17 protein-coding genes are annotated in these 20,918 nt (G+C 60.1%); 2 read left to right on the top strand and 15 right to left on the bottom strand.

Annotated features, from left to right (window positions below; all coding sequences use genetic code 11):
• Positions 1–64 precede the first annotated feature (64 nt).
• The 15 genes from AC0CW1_RS15345 to AC0CW1_RS15275 form a co-directional block, all read right to left on the bottom strand.
• On the bottom strand, positions 65–523 hold the full coding sequence (locus AC0CW1_RS15345) for a pyruvoyl-dependent arginine decarboxylase (protein WP_488183873.1): 459 nt from the start codon (positions 521–523) through the stop codon (positions 65–67).
• A 183-nt stretch (positions 524–706) separates the two neighbouring features.
• A complete protein-coding gene (locus AC0CW1_RS15340; protein WP_488183872.1) occupies positions 707–1,954 on the bottom strand; it encodes a glycosyltransferase family 2 protein in 1,248 nt (415 codons plus the stop codon).
• Positions 1,955–2,277: 323 nt separating this feature from the next.
• The gene (locus AC0CW1_RS15335; protein WP_488183871.1) at positions 2,278–3,003 is read right to left on the bottom strand and encodes a DUF421 domain-containing protein; all 726 of its coding nucleotides are present in this window, start codon (positions 3,001–3,003) and stop codon (positions 2,278–2,280) included.
• A 149-nt stretch (positions 3,004–3,152) separates the two neighbouring features.
• Positions 3,153–3,731 carry a lytic transglycosylase domain-containing protein gene (locus tag AC0CW1_RS15330; protein WP_488183870.1) on the bottom strand — a complete coding sequence of 193 codons (579 nt, stop codon included), beginning with the start codon at positions 3,729–3,731 and terminating at the stop codon, positions 3,153–3,155.
• Positions 3,718–4,320, bottom strand: a complete 603-nt coding sequence (gene coaE / locus AC0CW1_RS15325; RefSeq protein WP_488183869.1) for a dephospho-CoA kinase — start codon at positions 4,318–4,320, stop codon at positions 3,718–3,720. The genes AC0CW1_RS15330 and coaE overlap by 14 nt, the downstream gene beginning before the upstream one ends.
• A gap of 55 nt (positions 4,321–4,375) precedes the next feature.
• A complete protein-coding gene (locus AC0CW1_RS15320) occupies positions 4,376–5,275 on the bottom strand; it encodes a manganese efflux pump (protein ID WP_488183868.1) in 900 nt (299 codons plus the stop codon).
• Positions 5,248–7,242 (bottom strand): ABC-F family ATP-binding cassette domain-containing protein, encoded by a 1,995-nt coding sequence (locus AC0CW1_RS15315; RefSeq protein ID WP_488183867.1) that lies wholly within the window; start codon positions 7,240–7,242, stop codon positions 5,248–5,250. The genes AC0CW1_RS15320 and AC0CW1_RS15315 overlap by 28 nt, the downstream gene beginning before the upstream one ends.
• A 54-nt stretch (positions 7,243–7,296) precedes the next feature.
• Positions 7,297–8,130 (bottom strand): DNA-formamidopyrimidine glycosylase, encoded by an 834-nt coding sequence (gene mutM / locus AC0CW1_RS15310; protein WP_488183866.1) that lies wholly within the window; start codon positions 8,128–8,130, stop codon positions 7,297–7,299.
• A gap of 69 nt (positions 8,131–8,199) precedes the next feature.
• On the bottom strand, positions 8,200–10,932 hold the full coding sequence (gene polA, locus AC0CW1_RS15305) for a DNA polymerase I (RefSeq protein WP_488183865.1): 2,733 nt from the start codon (positions 10,930–10,932) through the stop codon (positions 8,200–8,202).
• Positions 10,933–11,007: 75 nt separating this feature from the next.
• Complete coding sequence (locus tag AC0CW1_RS15300; protein WP_488183864.1) at positions 11,008–12,102, bottom strand: sialidase family protein; 1,095 nt, start codon at positions 12,100–12,102, stop codon at positions 11,008–11,010.
• 128 nt (positions 12,103–12,230) lie between these two features.
• The gene (fdhF, locus tag AC0CW1_RS15295; protein WP_488183863.1) at positions 12,231–15,068 is read right to left on the bottom strand and encodes a formate dehydrogenase subunit alpha; all 2,838 of its coding nucleotides are present in this window, start codon (positions 15,066–15,068) and stop codon (positions 12,231–12,233) included.
• A 14-nt stretch (positions 15,069–15,082) separates the two neighbouring features.
• The gene (gene nuoF / locus AC0CW1_RS15290) at positions 15,083–17,071 is read right to left on the bottom strand and encodes an NADH-quinone oxidoreductase subunit NuoF (protein ID WP_488183862.1); all 1,989 of its coding nucleotides are present in this window, start codon (positions 17,069–17,071) and stop codon (positions 15,083–15,085) included.
• A gap of 14 nt (positions 17,072–17,085) precedes the next feature.
• On the bottom strand, positions 17,086–17,586 hold the full coding sequence (gene nuoE, locus AC0CW1_RS15285; protein WP_488183861.1) for an NADH-quinone oxidoreductase subunit NuoE: 501 nt from the start codon (positions 17,584–17,586) through the stop codon (positions 17,086–17,088).
• Positions 17,579–18,160 carry a 5-formyltetrahydrofolate cyclo-ligase gene (locus tag AC0CW1_RS15280; protein WP_488183860.1) on the bottom strand — a complete coding sequence of 194 codons (582 nt, stop codon included), beginning with the start codon at positions 18,158–18,160 and terminating at the stop codon, positions 17,579–17,581. Before AC0CW1_RS15280 ends, nuoE begins: the two co-directional genes overlap by 8 nt.
• Before the next feature lie 166 nt (positions 18,161–18,326).
• Positions 18,327–19,004 (bottom strand): redox-sensing transcriptional repressor Rex, encoded by a 678-nt coding sequence (locus AC0CW1_RS15275; RefSeq protein ID WP_488183859.1) that lies wholly within the window; start codon positions 19,002–19,004, stop codon positions 18,327–18,329.
• Positions 19,005–19,267: 263 nt separating this feature from the next.
• Here AC0CW1_RS15275 and AC0CW1_RS15270 point away from each other — a divergent pair, with 263 nt between their 5' ends.
• The gene (locus AC0CW1_RS15270; protein ID WP_488183858.1) at positions 19,268–19,690 is read left to right on the top strand and encodes a PadR family transcriptional regulator; all 423 of its coding nucleotides are present in this window, start codon (positions 19,268–19,270) and stop codon (positions 19,688–19,690) included.
• 240 nt (positions 19,691–19,930) lie between these two features.
• Positions 19,931–20,917 (top strand): 4Fe-4S dicluster domain-containing protein, encoded by a 987-nt coding sequence (locus AC0CW1_RS15265; protein ID WP_488183857.1) that lies wholly within the window; start codon positions 19,931–19,933, stop codon positions 20,915–20,917.
• The last annotated feature ends 1 nt before the right edge of the window (position 20,918 follow it).

Genomic DNA, 20,918 nt, shown 5'->3' with positions numbered 1-20,918 from the left:
TGTTTTTATTTAGAAGAAAGAAATCACCTGCCGGTTGCAGGCAGGTGAAGGATGTCGGAACGGTTTAATACCACAAGGGAGCGGCGGCGAAGGCACAGCCGATCTTCTCCACCGTGTGGTCAACGGCTTGAACCTTGATCTCCTTCAGTTCCATGCCCCGTACCTCAAAGGCTTCCTGAACCATGCGGGTGATGCGGGCTTCCGCCTCTTCTTTGGTGAACTTGCCCGTCAATTCCATGATGACGCCGAAGCTGTCCGGCGATACGCCCACAGCGATGGCCGCAGCGATGGTTTCACCAGGAATGTCAGAGACGATAGAGCCATAGGCGGTCGGTACGAGGGCGCCATAGGGGATCTTCATGCCCGGCGTAAACTCGCACTCGGGAGGCAAGATACTGCTGACCCGGACCAGGTTGACATTGCCGATTCCGGCTTTTAACAAGGCGTTGTCGAACGCCGTCAGTTTGCTTTTCCCTTCCGCAGCAGCCGCTGTGATGAAAAATTTCTTCGGCACGGGCAGCATAAGCATACCTCCAATAATTCCTTTTTTAATGTGGTCGCAAACCTCGTTTATTATACCAGAAGGGCAGAAAAATAAACAATAATTTTGCATTAATATTGAAGGCAAGGAAAGCGCGCGCCTCCCTTGCCTGGAACGGTTTGATATCCTTTATTTAAGTCCCCCAAGGGTCCTGTAATAGGTGGACTATTTAATGACCTCGTTGTAGGAGAGGCCGCGCGTGTGCAGTGTATGGCTCCATTCCCGCTTGTTGCGATGCCAGAAACCGAGGAAGACGATGGGCACCCAACTGTAGACGAAGACAGGATAAACGAGGACCCACTTCCAGGCCCGCCGGTCGACCTTGTCCAACATGAGGGCGACCAGGGGCAGGGCAAACTGAATGTAGGATAGAAACATCCATGTCTGCTGGTGGATGGTCGAACTGAACAACTGGGTGAAGCTGAGGCTGATCGGTTCAATCACACTGAGCAGCATGAACAGGGAGACGAGGACGACGAGCGCCGGTTGAAAGAGGTGTAAGGCCCCATCCAGCATGGAAAAGTTGCCTGTCGTCAGTCCCCGCCAGAACAATTTGAGAAAGTAGCGGAGGAAGATATCGACATGGCCCTGAGCCCAACGCTTGCGCTGCCGCCAGGACTGCATAAAGGTCAGGGGCTTTTCGTCGTAGATGACCGCTTCATGGGTCCAGGACGTCTTGATGCCGTTCATGAGCGCCTTCATGGAGAATTCCATGTCCTCGACGAGGGAGGTGGCGCCCCAGCCGTATTCCCGGAGCAGGTTCGTCGAGATACACATGCCGGTGCCGCCCAGCAGGTTGGAGAGACCCAGGTTGTACCGGGCGAGTTGGAGCAGGCGGTTGGTGTGCCAGAAGGCGATGGAAAAGGTGGCCGTCACCCAGGTGTCAAAGGGGTTTTTCGAGTCGATGTAACACTGGATGATCTGGTGGCCTTCCACCATCTTTTTGTTCATTTCAGTCAGGAAATTGGGTTTGACCAGGTTGTCGGCGTCAAAGATGCAGATGCCGTCAAAGTGCCGCTCCATGCGGAAGATCTTTTCGAACATCCACTCCAGCGCATAGCCCTTGCCCCGCTGCTGGCGGTTGAAACGCTCGTAGACCTGGGCGCCGGCCTCACGGGCGATGGTGGCCGTCCGGTCGGTGCAGTTGTCAGCGACGATGAAGATCTCATAAAGTTCCTTGGGGTAGTCGAGGTTCTTCAGGTTCTCCACCAGGGGACCGATGACGAATTCCTCATTATGAGCGGCGACAACGAGCGCGAAGGTTTTCTCCGGCGCGACCGGAGGTCCTTCCTTCTTCCTCCAGAAGCCAAAGACAGACAAAACCATGTAGTAAACGGTGCAGAATACGATCAACAACTGTAATGGAACCATGATGAAGTCGTACTTCTGGGCAAACAGAGTTTCCCATAACATCAAGGGTCAACTCTCTCCTTTCTCTGCCCTCAGGGAGGGAAGAGGTCTCTTGCAACAGATTATGGAAAAACCATCGACCATCCGAAGGTAATTGTACCGAAAAATACACCTAACCGTCAATGATTGTTATGTAAGGGCGGCTAACCCTTTTGACAGCATCCCTCCCTATCACCTATCACTGGATATCATCGACACCTAACATTCGGTTGAAAAATAGAATCCTTGAAATCGATTACATTCTTCGCCAAGTCATATCCTAAACCCTTCCTCACCGGCGTGTATGATAAATTTAAGAAAAACTCCCTTTTTACGCCAAGACGTTCTCAGGGGCCTTGCCAGGCCGGTTTTGAATTATCATAGGCAGACGCTTTCGGACAGAGATACAACTCACCCTTTGAGTCGATGGAAGCGAAGAACACTCGATCGACGGCAGTAATGCCATGTTTTTGCAATTCTTTAATCAGCCATTCTTCATCGAGACAGATGGAATGGAGATTACGGTAATCCACTTTGCCGTCGAGGATGAGCGGTGTCGGCAAACCCTCATAGGCGGTCGGCAATTGCAGGTCTTCGGGTGTGACAGGACGCTTCTGCGACTTGGGGATAACGCTCAGTTTGCCTGACGTCTCTAGGATGGCAAACTCCACATCGCTGATGTTCGGCACGTCCTTTTCCCGCAGTTGAGCCATCAGGTCGTTCAGATTGTATCGAGTCCGCCGCATCTCCCTTTCCAATATGATCCCATTTTCAATGATCACCGTCGGCGATCCGTTCAACCAGTCACGGGCCACAGGCGACTTCATGGAAAGGTACGAGAAACCCACTTCAGCCAGGACCAACACACCGATCGGAATCAGCCCGTGGTGCAAGGGGATTGCAGGATCTTCCATCGGGATAGCGGCCAATTCGGCGATCATGATGGCGACGACCAGATCGACCGGCGACAGCTTGCCAATCTCCCGCTTGCCCATAATCCGCATGATCACCAGGACGGAAAAATATACGATGAGGGCTCTGGTGATGATAACCAGCGCTTCTTGAATATCCATCGTCGCACCCCATACGGCCAATCTACTCAAACCTCTACTATTATGACCGCTGGGGAAGCGAATATGACCGCCCAACGACGCCAAAGAAGGGTATCGCCGGTCAGATTCGGAAGACCAGGACCGCTCCATCCTGAGAAGGCAATCGACTCCTAATCATAAAGTTGATGATACATGGAATAATCGTGCAGGACACCCTTTACATAAGCCCGCGTCTCCGGAAAGGGGATCAACTCTAGGGTCTGTTCCTTGCCTGTCCACTTCTGATCGCGAAGCCACTGGCGCACATTTCCCCGACCGCCGTTGTAGGCGGCGATGACCAGGGGGATGTTTCCCTTGAACTCCTGCTTCAGGTCTGCCAGGTACCAGCACCCCATGCGGATGTTCGTTTCCGGGTCATGCAACAGCTCCGGCGTATATTCGCGAAGCGGGATCTGTACGGCAATCCAATCGGCTGTCTGGGGCATCAGTTGCATCAAGCCCCTGGCGCCCTGGTTGCTCTCGGCCCAAGGAAGAAATTTACTCTCCCGTCGAATGATCGCCGAGACGAGATAGGGATCCACCTGGTATTCCGAGGCATATTTCATGATCAAGGTCTTGTGGGGAAGGGGATAAAAAATCTTCTGCACCCACGGGCTGTACCAGAGGAGGTTTCCAGCGACGGCCAAGATGAGGATGGCCGCCGCGAGGCGCGGGATCGATAACATCCGGAGCGATTCAGTCCCCTTCACCGGCAGCCTCCTTCCATAGCCGTTCCACCTGCTTCAGCATCTCCGGCAGGGGTAGGCTGGCATCAATGATCCGATCGGCCCGTTTCGCTTTTTCATCGAGAGACATCTGGGCGGATATGCGCGCTCTGGCGGCAGCCTCGTCAAGGTTGTCCCGCTCCATGACACGGCGGATCTGGGTCGCCTCGCCGACGACGACCACCCAGATCTCATCGGCCATCCTTTCCATCCCTGCCTCAAAGAGCAACGGCACGTCAAGGACGGCGACCGCCGTCCCTCGACTGGCCAGTTTCGCCAGTTCCTGTTCGAAACGCTCGATCACCCGGGGATGGACAATCCCGTTCAAATGTGAGCGCGCTTCCGGATCAGAAAACACGATGCGCCCCAGGGCCGCCCGATCGATGGCGCCGTCGGGACGGATGACAGCGGGACCGAAGGCATGCTGAATCTCTTTCCAGGCCGGTTCACCCGGCTCGACGACCTCACGGGCCACCACATCGGCATCGATGACAGGGGCGCCCAACCTCTTCAGACAGGCAGCCGCCGTCGTCTTCCCGGCGGCTATGCCACCGGTTAAGGCAATGACTTTCACGGGGCCGCCTCCATTTCCATATTTATGCACAAAATCGACGGTTTAGACAATGTTGTCAGGAAACGATTTTGATTAAACCGAGCCCCAGCAAAACCAGTCCCGCGCCATAGGCGAGCCAGGTTCCGCCGGCCCAGTGGGCCTGCATACGACCAAAATAGAGGCCGGCGCAGACGAAGACAAGCTGGGTGAAGGCAACCACCGGCGGCGCATAGAGCGGCAAGGCGCCGACCATGGAAGCGCCGAAACCGGCGGCGATCGCGTCCATGTTGAGGGCAAAGCCCAGGAGTAATGCTTCCTGCGGTCCTAGTTCGCCCGAATGGTCCAAGTCGGCGTCGGTCGGCTCACGTAGGACTTGAATGACAAGCCCGAAAGGACGGAGGGTGATGGACAACACCTCTTCCGCTTTCACCTCCAGCGTATCATCGACTGCCATCGCCAGCGCCGTCGACACTGTTGCGGCCTTCTCGCCTGGATCCAGGACTTCTTGCGCGCCCAGGAGCTGCGCTTCGCCACCTGCTTCTTTTTTCCGGCTTTCCCTGGCCACATTGACCAGTTGAAAGAGCCCTAAAAGGACCAGAATGCCGCCGCCGAGCCTGCCGGCCCACTCACCAGGGATCAACGCCGTCAATCCCCGTCCGGCCAAAAGGGCGATGGCCATGGCCAATGCGGAACAGAGGCAGATCACGAACAAAGAGCCCAAGGGAACGCGGATGCGCTTAAGTCCGTATGCTACCCCCGCCCCGAATCCGTCCAAACTTAAGGCGATCGCCAACCCCAACAATGACCATGCTGCCAAGGTGGTTCCCTCCCGGGTTGCGCTTTTTCCCGATATACTATGCGCTCTCGGAAAAAGGTCCACTGGCGGGACGACCGGCAGAAAGCGGATCGAATGCGGCGTTTGGCCTGCAAGCGAGAAGGGTCTCCCGGTTACATTGATTCGACGACGGCCTCCCATTCGGCGTAAGCGTCTGCCAGTTCCTGGCGGACCTGTTCGTACTCCTCCTGGGTGTGGCGAGCCTGCTCGCCGTCCCGGTAGGTCGCCTCGTCAGCGAGCGCTTCCGTTAGGGTTTGCAACCGATCCTCCAGTCGGGCGATGCGTGACTCGGCCTCCTTCAAGGCCTGTTCCCGTTTCCAGGGGTTGGTGATCTTCCCTCCGCCAGCCTTAGCGCCCGCTCCAGATTTGGCAATCCCGCTCTCAGCCCTTGCGGTATCGCTGACGCCCATTGCCGGCCCGTTGGCCCTGCCCTGAGAAGGTGCAGCCACAACCCGCCGGGCCGCAGCCGCTTCTCTATTGGCCGCTTCCCGTTCGGCCTTCTTGGCGCGGAAATCAGAGTAGTTACCCAAATACTGGTTAAAGCACCCATCGGCCAGTTCCAGTACGCGGTCTGCCAGTCGATCGAGGAAGAACCGGTCGTGGGAGATGACAAGGAGGGTGCCCGGAAAATCGGCCAGGGCCTCTTCCAGGGCTTCCTTGGCGCCAATGTCCAGGTTGTTCGTCGGTTCATCGAGCAGCAGGAGGTTGGCCCCTGTTAAAAAGAGTTGGGCCAGGACGAGACGGCTCTTTTCGCCGCCGCTCAACACGCCTACCGTCTTGAATACATCATCGCCCCGGAACAAGAATCGTCCCAAGAGGGTGCGGGCCTGCTCCTCTGTCATGGGCCGCATGCCCCGAATGGCCTCCAGAATCGTATCGTTGTCATTGAGATGTTCCTGCTCCTGGGCGTAGTAGGCCGGTTTGACGCGAAGGCCGAAGACGATATCGCCGCCGGCCGGCTGCAGTTCGCCGAGGAGGATGCGAAAGAGGGAGGTCTTCCCGGCGCCGTTTTTGCCGAGGATGGCGATGCACTCGCCCCGCTTGACAGTCAGGTCGAGGCCGGAAAAGAGTGGCCGTCCCGGATAGGCGGCCGCCAGATCGCGGAGGACCAGCACCTGTTCGGCGCTAGACGTCTGGGGGACAAACTTCAGGTCCTGGAGGCTCATGCTCTCCACCGGCTGGGCGATCCGCTCCCGCCGGGCGAGCAGCGTCTCCCGCCCCCTCGCCTGCTTGGCGTTGACACCGGCCTTGTTGCGCCGGATGTATTCCTCGATGCGGGCGATCTCCGCCTGATCCTTCGCATAAGCGCGCCTTTGGGCCAGAAGCGATTCTTCACGGAGCTGCAGGAATCGGGAGTAGTTGCCAGGGTACACGTCGAGGCAGCCCCGCTCCAGGTGGAAGATGCGACTACAGATTTTGTCGAGAAAGTACCGGTCATGGGAGATGACGAGGACAGCGCCGCGGTAGTCGCGCAGATAGTCTTCGAGCCACTCGGTGGCGGCGATGTCGAGGTGGTTCGTCGGCTCATCGAGCATGAGCAGGTCATAAGGGCGGAGGAGCAGACGAGCCAGGGCAAGGCGCGTCTTCTGACCGCCACTGAGCACCTCCGCCGGCAGGGAAAAGTCGTCTTCACTGAAGCCGAGCCCGCGCAGGACGGACCGAACCTTCGCCTCGGCCCCGTAGCCGCCGCCCTCCTCGTACCGATGGATGAGGTCGGCGTACTCGGTCATGATCTGTTCCAGGGCCGCCTCGTCAGCCAAGGTCTCGGGCCGTTCCATCTCCTGCTCGAGGCGGCTGATTTCGGCGCGCATGGCCAAGATGTCAGCCAGTTCCTCCAGGGCCGCCGAAAAGACCGTCTGCCCCGCCGGCGGCGTGCGCACCTGCTGCAAATAGCCGACACGGACGCCCTGGGTCCAACTGAGGACGCCTTCCGACGGTTCCTCCGATCCGGTGAGGGCGCGAAAGAGGCTGGTCTTCCCCGCCCCGTTCGGCCCGACGAGGCCCACCTTGTCCCCTTCATGGATGATAAAGGTGACGTTCTCAAAGATGCGGCGGACGCCGTAATTGAGGGCCAGGTTTTTGCTCTGTATGATGATACGGTTGCTCATTGTTCCCTTTTCCTTTTATTTTTGGGCGCTTATTTGGCAGTTCCCTTTGGGGCATTATTTCTGGCAGTGCGGACAAAAATGGGTGCTTCGCCCGCTGCGCTTTTCCCGGACGATCTCGCCGCCGCAGCGGCGGCAGGGGTTGCGCTCCCGCCCGTACGCCCACAGCTTCTCCTGAAACTCGCCCTTGCGCCCCTCGCCGTCCACATAATCACGGAAGGATGTCCCCTTGGCGTCGATGCCCTCCTGGAGGACCGTCCGGATGGACTCATAGAGCCGGCGGCTCTCCCCGTCGTCGAGGGAGTCGGCCGTCCGGTCGGGGTGCAGGCTAGCCCGGGCGAGGGCCTCATCGGCATAGATGTTCCCCAGACCGGCCAGAAAGGACTGGTCGAGCAGCAGCGGCTTCAGTTTCGTCTTCCGCTTCGCCAGGGCGTCGCGAAAATCGGCGAAGGAGAAATCCTCGGACAGCGGTTCGGGGCCGAGACGTCCCTTGCCCGGCTGACAAAGGGCGGTTTCAGTCGACATCAGGGTCAGCGTGCCGAACTGGCGCACATCGGTATAGCGTAGCAGGCTGCCGTCATCCAGGTAGAAGACGGCATGGGTGTGGGCCGGCTCCGGCTCGCCCCGTTCCTCCGGGCGGAGGTGGATGAGCCGGCCGGTCATGCGCAGATGGATGACGAGGGTTTCATCACCGTCCAGGTGGAGCAGCAGGTACTTCCCCCGCCGCCCCAGTTGGACGATCCGCCGCCCCCGAAGGGCGTCGGCGAAAAGCGTGCCCGGCAGGGCAGAGGCGATCTTGGGCAGACGCAGTTCCACCTTTTCGATGGTCAGCCCGGTGATCCGGCCGGCTAGGCTGCGACAGACGGTTTCCACTTCCGGCAGTTCGGGCACGTTGGTTCCTCCGTTACGCAAAAAGTCTCCCGTAGAAAAAGCAACTGAAAAATGAAAGAAGCAGCAGCTTTACAGATAGGGTTTCATCTCATACCAGTTCGGTCCCGTCTTCACATCAACGGTGAGGGGCACGTCGAGGCGGATCGTCTGTTCCATCGTTTCCTGGATCAGCGCGGCGGCCTCAGCCAGTTCCTCGATGGGCGCCTCAAAGATCAGTTCGTCATGGACCTGCAAGAGCATGCGGGTCTTCAATCCCCTAGCGGCGAGCAGGCCGGGGATGCGCACCATGGCCGCCTTGATGATGTCGGCGGCGGTCCCCTGGATGGGCGTGTTCATGGCCGCCCGCTCGCCGAAGTTCTGGCGGATCTTGTTTTTGACAAAGAGATCGGGCAATTTGCGACGGCGACCGAGCAGGGTTGTCACATAGCCCTGCTGGCGCGCCTCGGCGATGATCTCGTCGATATAGCGCTTGACGCCGCTGTAACGGTCGAAGTAGCCGTCGATGTACTGGCGGGCTTCGGCGCGGAGCACGCCCAGGTCGCGGCTGAGGCCGAAGTCGCTGATGCCGTAGACGATGCCGAAGTTGACGGCCTTGGCGCGCCGGCGCATCTCGCGGGTCACATTCTCCATGGGCACGCCGAAAACCTCGCTGGCTGTGCGGGTATGGATGTCCTGGTTTTTGGCGAAGGCGTCCTTGAAGGAGGGATCGCCCGACAGGTGGGCCAGGATGCGCAGTTCGATCTGGGAGTAGTCGGCGGCCAACAGGGTCCAGTCATCGCCGGGGGCGACAAAAGCCTTGCGGATGCGCCGGCCCTGTTCGAGCCGGACCGGTATGTTCTGCAGGTTCGGTTCTGTCGACGAGAGGCGGCCTGTCGCCGTCACCGCCTGGTTGAAACTGGTGTGGATGCGGCCGTCGCCGCTGTCGATCAGGGGCAGGAGCCCCTCCACATAAGTCGACTTGAGTTTCATCAACTGGCGGTATTCGAGCACCTTGGGCACGATGGGGTGCCGGTCGGCTAGTTCTTCGAGGACCTCCACATCGGTAGAATAGCCGGTCTTCGTCTTTTTGATCACCGGCAACCCCAGTTTTTCGAAGAGGATCTTGCCGAACTGCTGGGTCGAGTTGATGTTGAAGGTCTCTCCGGCGAGGTCGTAGATGTCGGCCTGCAAACGGTGGATGTCGGCGCCCAGCTCGCCGGCCATCTCCTCGAGGACGGCGGGATTGACCTTGACACCGGCCCATTCCATGGCGCCCAGGATGGACGCCAGCGGCAATTCCACATCCCGGTAGAGGGCGCTCAACCCCTCTTCGCCGAGTCGGGCTTCCATGACAGGAACCATATGGAAAAGGGCAGCAGCGGCCCGGGCCGCTTCCTCCGGCGGCAAGGTGCTCCGGCCGGCTTCGGCGTCGACTTTCCATTCGATCCAGTCGTGGGCCGACCGCGCCAAGCTATAGCTGTTGGCGAGCGGATCGAGCAGGTAGGCGCCGATTAGGGCGTCGCCGTTGACCCCTTCGATGAACGTATCCTCCTGGCGGGCCAGCAGCGAGAGCGACTTGGCGTCAAAAAAGAGCTTGCGATGGTCCTTCGATGCCCAAAAAGGGCGCGTGGCCGCGAAAATCGCGCTCGGCTGTTCGATCACCCAGATACGGGGCAACGCCGGCAGGGCGTCCTTGCCTGCGGCGAGGACGAGTTGCTTCAGTTGGCCGGTCCGCGGGGAACCCTCCCAGGCGGCCAGCACCGCCGTCCGGCAGCCCGGTTCGGCGCCGAGGCGCATCAGTTCTGTCAGCATCACGCCGATGGTTTCCTCGTCCTCGACGGTGGTGTAATCGACAGCCAGGGGCGCCTCCACATCGACATGGATTACTTCCTCCGCGCCGGCTTCAGCGCCTTGAGCGGTTGCAAAGAGGCTGCCGCTTTCGGCCCCAACCTCCTCTTCCCCGCCGGGCAGGTGGCGAAGGAGGCTCCGGAACTCCAGTTCCTTATAGAGCTTGCGCAAGGCCGGGAAGTCGGGCGATGCGGCCCGGCAAGCTTCCCAGTCCACGTTGAGGGGGATATCGCACTTGATGGTGGCCAGTTCTTTCGAGAGAAAAGCTTGTTCCCGATGGGTCGCCAGCTTTTCCTTCAGCTTCCCCTTGACCTCATCGAGCCGCTGATAAAGGCTGTCCATGTCGCCGAACTGTTCTAAGAGCTTGAAGGCCGTCTTTTCCCCCACTCCCGGCACGCCGGGAATGTTGTCCGAGGCGTCGCCCATAAGCCCTTTCCAATCGATCACCTGCCGGGGCGTCAAGCCGATCTTGCCTTTCAGCGCTTCCTCGTCATAGCGTTCGATCTCGCTGATCCCTTTGCGGGTGAAGAGCACCTCCACACCGGGGGCGATCAACTGCCAGGCGTCACGGTCACCGGTGACGATCAGGCTGTAGATCCCCTGTTCTTTGGCCGAACAGACGAGGGCGCCGATCAGGTCGTCCGCCTCAAAGCCCTCCTCCTCAAAGAGAGGGATCCCCCAGGCGGCGAGGACCTCCTTGAGCAGGCCGAACTGGGGCCGCAGTTCATCAGGCGTCGCTCCCCGCTGGGCCTTGTAGGCTTCATAGCGCAGCGTCCGGAAGGTAACGCGGCTCTTGTCCAGACAGACGGCCAGGTAATCGGGCTTGTAATCCCGGCGCAGCCGCTCCAGCATCGTCAAAAAACCGTAGACGGCGTTGGTGAAAACGCCCTGAGAGGTCGACATGGGCGGCAGCGCGTAAAAAGCCCGGTGAAGCAGGCTGCTGCCGTCGATCACCATGAAAACAGCATTGCGCACAGGTTCGGTGCTCCTTTAATTCAGGTTCTGGGTCGTCTTCAAAAAATGTTCTCGCTTTTTCCCCGCAAACCCTGCTTATTCCCGCTCCCTTTCGGTGTCAAAGCGATCGCGAAGTTCCCGCCAGGGCAACGCGGCGGCCCGGATCGCCGGTTCGCCGTCCTCGTTGCCATGATAGTAGACAACGACCAGATCGTCCTCTACGACGCCAAGATCGGTGTATCCCCCGTCATAGGGGTTGCCTTCGTACCGGTCGATGGTCAGGCTCGCATCGTTCCTTGGTGACGTCTCGCCGCAGTTGTCGGAACCGTCGACAGAATCCGTGTGAGGGTTCTCCTCTGGAAGCATCTCTCCGGCCCCCAGGAAACGAAGGGCGACAGCGCTCTTTTCCTTCGCCAGCAGATCCCGGTAGGTTAACACGATCCCATCGGGCAGGGTGACAGCCATGGGCGCATGGGCTCGCGTAAAGATCCGCCTGGGCGTCGACCAGCGCTGAAGATCCTCCGATTCGGCCAACCAGATGCCGAAGGGAGAACTGTCCTGACGGCTGAACATCCGGTAGCGGCTGCCGTCGAAAACAATGGTGCTTTCATTCAAAACGGCGCCGTCGATGTCGCTGGGCAAATAGGATAAAAGGTCCCAGTGTTCAAAATCGTCAGTGACGATGACCAGAGGACGGGTGAAGCCCTCCCCCTTCAGAATCCCATAGGCGGGAAACACGCAGCCCATGGGGGTTTTGAGGGCCTTGCCGTAAAAAACGATCCAGTTGAGCCCCTTGATCTCGACGACGCGCCGTTCGGTGAAACGCGGTTCGTCAGCGACAGAGACGAAAGCCGGGCATATCCTTCCCCGCATGTATGTACGGGTGCAGAGGGTAAAGAGGTCTTCATCCAACCGGGAGACGATGGCGTCGATCTCGTTTTCGCTGCGGAAAATGACCCGGTCTTCACCGGCGTCGATAAACCCCTGCTCCGTTTCGTGATGCATCCGTTCCAGGAACTCACCCTTGTCCAGCCGCAGGCAGCGCACCGTTCCGTCGACGCCATGGCACTGGCGGGCGCTCGTCACCCCCTGGCGGTAAAAAACGTAGAGCCTGTCCCGGTGTTCCGTAAAGGTCGGAAAAGCGGAATAAAGGCTTCTTTGCCTAGGCACCAGCGTTCTTCGCGCGATCAACCCGATCCCCTCCACAGCACAGCACTATGGTTGGCTGCGCAGTATCTACTGGTGATTATACCCCTTCCGTTCCATCAAAACGCAAAAAAAGCGCCTGGCCGCGCTTTTTTTCGCGACCAGGCTTCCGGTTAAACCAATACCCGCTTGCGCGCAGGCGGCTGATACCCTTCCGGCGGCTCGACCCGCTTGACGCGGCAGGCGCAAACCTTCAGTTCGGGTATCTTGGCGACAGGGTCGACGGCGCTGTTCGTCAAGGCGTTGACGGCCGCCTCGGCGAAGTGGAAGGAGGTAAAGACCGTTCCCGCGATGATCGCCTCGGTCAGCCGCACCGGGAGGTCGATGGCGCCCCGGCGAGTGGAGAGGCGGACCCAATCGCCGTCGTTCAATCCGAGTCCCCTTGCGTCACCGGGATGCATCTCCAGGTGTTCCTCCGGATAGATGGCCGCCAGCCCGGTCCGGCGGCTCATCGTCCCCGTATGGTAGTGGAAGAGTCGCCGGCCCGTCGAGAGCACAAGGGGGTACTGTTCGTCAGGCGCTTCCGACGGCGGCAGGTAGTGAACGCCGTGGAAGCGGCCCTTGCCGCGTGTAAAGCGGCCCACATGCAGGCGCGGCGTCCCGGGATGGTCCGGCGCCGGGCAGGGCCAGCAGAGCCCCCCTTCCGCGTCGAGGCGCTCGTGGCGGATGCCGCCGTAGGACGGGGTGACCTGGGCGATCTCGGCCATCACCGCCGCCGGGTCGGCCAGGTGAAAGGGACGGCCGAGGGCGGCGGCGAGATCGGAGATGATCCGCCAGTCCGGGCGCGATTCGCCGGTGGGCTCGATGGCCTGTCGCACCCGTTGCACCCGCCGTTCCGTGTTGGTGAAGGTTCCTTCCTTTTCAGCGAAGGAACAGGCCGGCAGCACCACATCGGCCAGCCGGGCTGTCTCACTCAGAAAAATGTCGACAGCGACGAGGAAGTCGAGCCGCTTCAGGGCATCGACCACATGGGCGCTGTCCGGGTCAGAGAGGACCGGGTTTTCCCCCACGATCAGCATCGCCTTGAGTGACCCGGTATGGGCGGCTTCCAGCATCTCCCCGACGGTGAGGCCCGGCTTGGCCGAAAGCTCGGCAGGGTCGACGCCCCAGGCCTTCGCGAACTTCGCCCGGACCGCCTCATCGGTGACCGGCTGGTAGCCGGGGAAGACGTTCGGCAGACCGCCCATATCACAAGCCCCCTGCACATTGTTCTGACCGCGCAGGGGGTTGACGCCGCTCCCCTCCTTGCCGATGTGGCCCGTCAACAGGGCCAGGTTGGCGATGGCCATCACGTTGTGGGTGCCGGTGCGCTTCTGCGTGATCCCCATGGTGTAGTAGATGGAAGCCCGCTTCGCCTTGGCATAGCGCCGGGCCGTCTCCCGGATCAGCTCTGGCGCGATCCCCGCGATGGGCGCCGCCCATTCCGGGGAACAGCCGGCAACAGCCGCCTGCAACTCCTCAAAGCCTTCCGTCCGTTCTTCGATGAATTTCTCGTTGTAGCGTTTTTCCTCAATGATCACCTGGGCCAGGGCGTTGAGCAGCGCCAGGTCGCCGCCTGGGCGAATGGCCAGATGTTCTGTCGCCGCTGCGGCCAGCTCTGTTTTGCGCGGGTCGATGACGACACAAGGCGTCCCCCCTCCGATGGCCTGCAACAGTTTCTGGGCGAGGACAGGATGGGACTCGGTCGTGTTCGACCCGATGACGAGCAAAAAGTCACTCTTGGCGATGTCGGCGATGGGGTTGGTCATCGCCCCGGAGCCAAAGGCGGCGGCCAGGCCGGCCACCGTCGAGGCGTGGCAGAGGCGGGCGCAGTGGTCGATGTTGTTGGTGCCCAGGACAGCGCGGGCGAAGCGGTTGATCAGGTAGTTCTCCTCGTTCGTCGCCTTGGCCGAAGCCAATACGCCGAAGGCATCGCCACCAAAGCCATTCCGAATGGCGTGAAACCGCTCCGCCACAAGCGCCAGCGCCTCTTCCCAGGAGGTCTCGACGAAGCGGCCATCCTTTTTCACGAGGGGGCGGCGCAAGCGGTCCCGGTGATGGATAAAGTTGAGGCCAAACCGCCCTTTGACACAGAGGTGGCGGCCATTGACAGGCGCATCGGTCGCCGAGGCGACGCCGATGATCTCCTCCCGCTCCGGCTGGCCGGCGACAGGGCGCCCGACGACCTCCAGATCAAAGTTGCAGCCAGTGCCGCAGTAGGGGCAGGTCGTCCTCACCTTGCGGCGCACATCCCAGGGGCGTCCCTTCCCTGCCTTCGTCTTTTCCGTCAGGGCGCCGGTCGGGCAGAGGGCGACGCAGGAGCCGCAAAAGACACAGTCCGAATCGCCCAGCGGCTTTGCAAAGCCGGGCGCCACCATCGTGGCAAAACCGCGATGGACATAATCGAGGACATGACGGCCCTGGATCTCAGCGCAGACGCGGACACACTTGCCGCAGAGGATGCACTTGTTCATATCCCGCCGGATAAAAGGGTTGCTATCGTCGACAGGATCCTGGCGGCGCTCGCCGTCCAAAGCGGAACCGTCCGCAGGAAAATCGGCGCCATACTCGTAGGCGTAGGACTGGAGCTTGCAGTCGCCTGCGCGCTCGCAGCGCAAGCAGTCTTGCGGGTGGTTGGCCAAGAGCAGTTCCAGCACTGTCCGGCGCGCCTCGACAACAGCTTCTGTGCAGGTGCGGACGACCATCCCCGGCGAGACGGTGGTCACACAGGAGGTGGGTAGGTTCCGCATCTTCATCATCCCGCTCGCTGTGGGGACCTCGATTTCCACGACACAGAGGCGGCAGGAGCCGGGGTTGGTCAATTCGGGATCATGGCAGAGGGTGGGGATGTCGATGCCGAGCCCCCGCGCCGCCGCCAACACGGTCGTGCCTGCCGGGACGGACAGGGGTTGTCCATCGATGGTCAATTCAACCATCTCGTTGTTCTTCTGTTCAGCGCTGCCTTGTTTCATCGTCGTCTCTCCTCCTAGCGGCGTATGACAGCGCCGAACTTGCACCGTTCCAGGCAGGCGCCGCACTTGATGCAGCGGCTCTCATCGATCACATAAGCCTCCCGCGGCTTGCCGGCGATGCAGCCGACAGGGCAGTGGCGGGCGCAGAGGGTGCAGCCGCGACACTTTTCCGCCTCGATGCGGTAGGTCAAGAGGGCCGAGCAAAGGCCGGCCGGGCAGCGCCGGTCCTGGATATGGGCTTCATACTCATCACGGAAATAGCGCAAGGTGGTCAGGACGGGATTGGGCGCCGACTGGCCGAGACCGCAGAGAGAGGTCGCCTTGATCACGCCGGCCAGCTTTTCCAGCGCCGTCAGGTCTTCCTGTTTTCCTTTGCCCTCGGTGATCCGCGTCAGGATCTCCAGCATCCGTTTCGTCCCTTCCCGGCAGGGGGCGCACTTGCCGCAGGACTCCTGCTGGGTGAATTTCAAAAAATAGCGGGCGATGTCGACCATGCAGGTCGACTCGTCCATGACGACGAGGCCGCCCGAGCCGACCATGGCGCCCACTTCCAGGAGGGACTCATAATCGACAGGCGTGTCGAGGAGCGACGCCGGCAGGCAGCCGCCGGAGGGCCCGCCGATCTGAACGGCTTTGAAGGCCTTCCCGCCCTGGACGCCGCCGCCGATGTCGAAGATGATCTCCCGGAGGCGAAGGCCCATGGGCACCTCGACGAGGCCCGTATTGTTCACCTTGCCGGTGAGGGCGAAGACCTTCGACCCTTTCGACCGTCCCACGCCCATGGCGGCATACCAATCGGCGCCGCGGCGCAGGATGTGGGGGATATTGGCGAAGGTCTCCACGTTGTTGATGTTGGTCGGCTTGCCCCAGAGCCCCTTGACGGCAGGAAAGGGCGGCCGCACACGGGGCATCCCCCGGTTGCCTTCGATGGAGGTGAGCAAAGCCGTCTCCTCGCCGCAGACAAAAGCGCCAGCGCCGGCCTTGACGTGAACATGGAAGGAAAAGCCGCTGCCGAGAATGTTCGTTCCGAGAAGGCCGCAGGCTTCCGCCTGGGCGATGGCGATCCGCAAGCGGCGGATGGCCAGGGGGTACTCGGCCCGGACGTATATGTACCCCTCACGGGCGCCAATGGCGTAGCCGGCGACGAGCATCCCCTCCAACACGGCATGGGGATCGCCCTCCAGGACGGAGCGGTCCATAAAGGCCCCCGGATCGCCCTCATCGGCGTTGCAGACGATGTACTTCTCTTCCCCCGTCGCCCCGGCGGTGAACTCCCACTTCTGACCGGTCAGAAAACCGGCGCCGCCCCGGCCGCGCAAGCCGGAACGCTTCACCTCGGCGATGATGGCGCCCCGGTCCATGGCCAAGGCCTTCAGAAAACCTCGGTATCCCTGGCGGGCCAGGTACTCACCCAGGTCCTCCGGATTGATGTGGCCGCAATTGGCTAATACGATCCGGTGCTGGCGGGCGTAAAAAGGAATCGACGGGTAACTGGTCACAGGCTCGCCTTCGGGAAGACGGTACAGGAGCCGGTCGACCCTTTGTCCACCCACCAAGTGGGTATCAACGATTTCACGAACATCATCGAGGCTGACGCGACGGTAAAAGGTTTTGCCCGGCTCGACGACGACGATCGGCCCTTGCTCGCAAAAGCCATGGCAACCAGTCAGGGCGATATCGACTCGTCCAGCCATCCCAGCCTCTGCGGTCGCTTGCCGGAGCGCCTCCAGTATGGGACCGCCGCCTGAGGCGATGCAGCCGGTGCCGGCGCAGACGAGCACCCGCCAGCGGGAGAAAGCTTTTGTCTTGGGTTCTGTCAGAGGTTCTGTCTGCGCTTCGGCCTCCCCCGGCTCAACTGCCTCGATGCGCTCCCGCCGGGCTCTCCGGCAGGCTTCGTCGTCATGGCAGAAGGGTCCTTCAGTCCTGCAGCGCAGGTATTCCATACAAGGTGTGGCCGGTCGATGGGCGCACCGTTCACAGCAGGGATCCATCAAGCTCTTCATGTCAGGGCGCCTCCTCATTCATACCGGGCCAGAATGCCTGGCAGGGTCTCCGGCGTCAACCGTCCATGGGTGTCGTCGTCGATCATGATCACCGGGGCGAGGCCGCAGGCGCCGATACAAGCGACCGATTCAAGAGTGAAGCGCAGATCGTCCGTCGTCCCCCCGTCGTCGACACCTAGTTCCCGCCGCAAGGCTTCAAAGATCCGGGCGCCGCCCCGGACATGGCAGGCTGTGCCCAGGCAAACCCGGACCACATGGCGGCCGCGCGGCGTGAAATGAAACTGGGCGTAAAAAGTGGCCACCCCATAGACCTGGGCCACAGGCAACTTTAGCGTCCGGGCGATCGTTTCCATCGCCACTTCCGGCAGGTAGCCGTAGATCTCTTGGGCCCCTTGCAAAAGCGGAATCAAGGCGCCTCGCTCCTTCCACCACTCGGCCAGCAGGGCGGCAAGGCGCCGGTCTTTTTCCGTTTCCAGTTCGCTTTGATCCTTATGACAGCATCGGCATTCAGCCATGAGCGCGTTCCTCCCTGCAATTGATGACCCCGCTCTCAGTGATGATCCGGTCCATGGGAATGTCGTGGTCATCGGGGCATATCTCTTTTACAATCTGTAGGTCAAAGGCGAGAGCGATCTTCTGCGCGTCAGTGCGCAAAAATGGAAGAAACCGGTCATAATAGCCTGCGCCATAACCGAGCCGGTTGCCCGCTCGATCAAAAGCGACGCCGGGAACGATGACCAGATCAAGCGAAGATGGGTCAATCGGTTTGACTGTCGCCGGCTCCAGGATCCCCCAGGTCCCTGGCCGCAGATCGTCGGGGTAGCGGGCGATCTGCGCGGCGATCAGACGTCGCGTGCTCCCTTCACAGACGGGAACGGTCACCTTTTTCCCCTCGTTCAGGCTCCGGGACAGGATCGCCCCCGTCTGCGCTTCCTGGCGAAAGTCGACGTAAATCATCACTATCGATGCGGTCGCATAAGCGGGCATGGCAAAGAGATGATCAGCGATCAACCGGCTTTTGGCTTCAATCTGCGCTGGTGTCAAGCCCTTTCGCCCTTGTAACGCCGACTGGCGCAAGCTCTCTTTCAACGCGCCACCCTCAATTCGACAAAATAATGTGATATTCATAAGATTCGTCGTAAACCGTCCAATCCCTCGTCTCTTTCGATGACAAAAAAAAGAAGGCCTTGCGGCCTTTGGAAGCGTTCGGAACAAACGAACAGGAGCAGGAAACGGAACAAGGTTTGGAGAAATATCAGCGAACGGCGATCCCGCGCACGTTAGACGCTTGGGGTCGCAGGCCGTTGTCGTTGAGGTTTTGCGTAAACCGCATCAGGTCAAAGTAGACCGTCAGGTCAACGTTTTGCACCTGTGCTTTGGAGGGACCTTTCAAGATGATGGGCGAGAAGTTAAGAATCGCTTCGATTCCGAGATCGGTCAGTTGCTGGGCAACGGCCTGGACCGAATCAGCGGGCACAGCCAGGATCGCCATGCGAACGCCGTGCTCTTTGACAAGCTTCTCAGCTTCTTCCCAGGAGACGACGGTTTTGTCGATGATGGTAGAACCGACTTTTTCAGGATCCGTGTCCACCAGCGCAACCACGTCGAATCCGCGTTGACGGAATCCCGGGTAGGCGGCCAGGGAGGAACCCAAGTGACCGGCGCCGACGATGATCACGGGCCAGTTGCGGTCTTGACCCAGGAGCTTGCGGATGTTGTCCCGCAGTTCCCGCACATTGTAGCCTACACCGCGAACACCAAATTCCCCGAACATGGACAGGTCCTTGCGGACGACACCCGAATTGATTCCCACGGCATCACCCAACTCCACCGAGGAAATGATCGGGACACCGCGTTCTTCCAACTGTTCAAGGATCCGCGAGTAGAGCGACAAACGCATGATTGTCGGCTCAGGCACCTTGAAAAACTTCACGTCCTCATCCCCTTCATTGATGTCAAATTATGTGCGTTGGGCTTACCTTGGATATCGTTTGTCCGATATCCTATGAATGTTTGTCTATCTGTAATTTAACTATACATGCGATAGTTTCCACATGCAATACCTTTTTTTGCAACTTTTGCGTAAAGTTTGCAACATTTTTTTTAATCCCCGTTTTGACATCTCCTGTCGGATGATCATAATATAGAGATGGGGGTCTATTCCCCTGTGATCTGCTCGAAAGGAGACCATGGGTTATGTCCCGGCTTGTTGATTCTTGTCAAGCGGAGGTGAACTCCCTCCCTTACACCGTTGGCCGTATCAACCGCTTCGTCCAACCGGCGCTGCTCCTGCTGCTTTCGGAAAAGCCTTCTTACGGCTATGAGTTGATGGAACGGATCGGCGAATTGGTCCTCCTCGACGGACCCACCGACCCTGCCCTGATCTACCGCACGTTGCGCCGAATGGAGGAAGAACAGTTGGTACAGTCCAACTGGCAGACCGGGGAAAGCGGACCGGCCAAACGCTGTTACGAACTGACCGACAGAGGTGTCGAGACATTGCATAGATGGGCCCGTGAGATCGCGCGACACCGCAGCGCCCTCGATGACTTCCTATCCCGCTACCGTAGCCACTTCAATCACTCTCCGCAGACAGAAAAGCTGCTGGACATCGGTTGAACGATGTGAAATTCCGCTCTACGAGCGGAATTTTTGTTTTAAACCGAATCTGCATTCTATACCGGGTTCGGGCATTCCTGATCGGGCGCACAATCATTTAACTATGTTTCCAACCCTTATCCCAAAAGCTCGTCCTGGGCATGTTGAATCCATTGACAGTGAATACCCCTATAGGGTAGATTAAAAACAGATGAGACCCCTTCTGAGGGTCCTGATTGTTCGCATAAGGAGGGAGCCCGAATGACCGAGTTGAACCGGAGAACCTTTTTCCGGCGCGCCATCGCCTCCGGTGTCGCCGGCGCCGGCGTGCTGACCTTTGGACCGAACGGACCGGCCTTCGCTGGCGCCGATGCCGTAGGGACGATGATCGACCTGACGCGCTGCGACGGCTGCCCCGGCGAGAAGACGCCGCGCTGTGTCGCCGCCTGCCGCCAGAAAAACCACTCCCGTTTCCCGGAACCGCAAAAACCGATCGAGGACAACTGGCCCCAGAAGAAGCATGAGGACTGGTCAGACAAGCGGGAACTGACCAACCGGCTCACGCCCTACAACTGGACCTATGTGCAGAAGGTGACGGTCCAACATGAGGGGAAACAGCAGGACGTCTATGTGCCCCGGCGCTGCATGCACTGTGACAATCCCCCCTGCGCCGACATCTGCCCTTTTAGCGCCCATACGAAAAAGCCGGAAGGGCCTGTCATCATCGACAAGGATCTCTGTTTCGGCGGCGCCAAGTGCCGCGAGGTCTGCCCATGGGGAATCCCGGCGCGCCAGGCCGGCGTAGGTCTCTACATGAAATTGATGCCCAAATACGCCGGCGGCGGCGTCATGTACAAGTGCGACCTCTGTCTCGACCGCATCCGCCAGGGCCAACTGCCCGCCTGTGTCGATGCCTGCCCGAACAAGGCCATCTCCTTCGGCAAGAAAACGGAGATGCTGGCAAGGGCCCGGGAGCGGGCCAAGCAGATCGGCGGCTATATCTACGGGGAAAAGGAAAACGGCGGCACCTCCACCTTCTACGTCTCTGCCGTGCCCTTTGAGGCCATCGACCAGGCGATGAAGGAACAAGCCCTCGACGGGAAACCGGGACGTCCCGCCATGCCGGTCAACGCCAAAAACATCATGGACAGCGCCAACGGCAAAGTCACCGGCATGATGATCGCCCCGGTGGCCGGCGTCATCGCCGCCGGTGTCGTCGCCTACCGCACCATGAAGGGAGATGAGTGAC

It is taken from the genome of Heliomicrobium sulfidophilum (assembly GCF_057715735.1).
This window is presented reverse-complemented; position numbering and strand designations above follow the sequence as displayed.

Excerpts from the sequence above, each read along its gene's own strand:
- AC0CW1_RS15335 (WP_488183871.1), bottom strand. The coding sequence starts at position 3,003 with ATGGATATTCAAGAAGCGCTGGTTATCATCACCAGAGCCCTCATCGTA.
- AC0CW1_RS15340 (WP_488183872.1), bottom strand. The coding sequence starts at position 1,954 with ATGTTATGGGAAACTCTGTTTGCCCAGAAGTACGACTTCATCATGGTT.
- AC0CW1_RS15320 (WP_488183868.1), bottom strand. The coding sequence starts at position 5,275 with ATGGGAGGCCGTCGTCGAATCAATGTAACCGGGAGACCCTTCTCGCTT.
- AC0CW1_RS15345 (WP_488183873.1), bottom strand. The coding sequence starts at position 523 with ATGCTGCCCGTGCCGAAGAAATTTTTCATCACAGCGGCTGCTGCGGAA.
- AC0CW1_RS15270 (WP_488183858.1), top strand. The coding sequence starts at position 19,268 with ATGTCCCGGCTTGTTGATTCTTGTCAAGCGGAGGTGAACTCCCTCCCT.
- AC0CW1_RS15315 (WP_488183867.1), bottom strand. The coding sequence starts at position 7,242 with ATGAGCAACCGTATCATCATACAGAGCAAAAACCTGGCCCTCAATTAC.
- AC0CW1_RS15265 (WP_488183857.1), top strand. The coding sequence starts at position 19,931 with ATGACCGAGTTGAACCGGAGAACCTTTTTCCGGCGCGCCATCGCCTCC.
- fdhF (WP_488183863.1), bottom strand. The coding sequence starts at position 15,068 with ATGAAACAAGGCAGCGCTGAACAGAAGAACAACGAGATGGTTGAATTG.
- nuoE (WP_488183861.1), bottom strand. The coding sequence starts at position 17,586 with ATGGCTGAATGCCGATGCTGTCATAAGGATCAAAGCGAACTGGAAACG.
- nuoF (WP_488183862.1), bottom strand. The coding sequence starts at position 17,071 with ATGAAGAGCTTGATGGATCCCTGCTGTGAACGGTGCGCCCATCGACCG.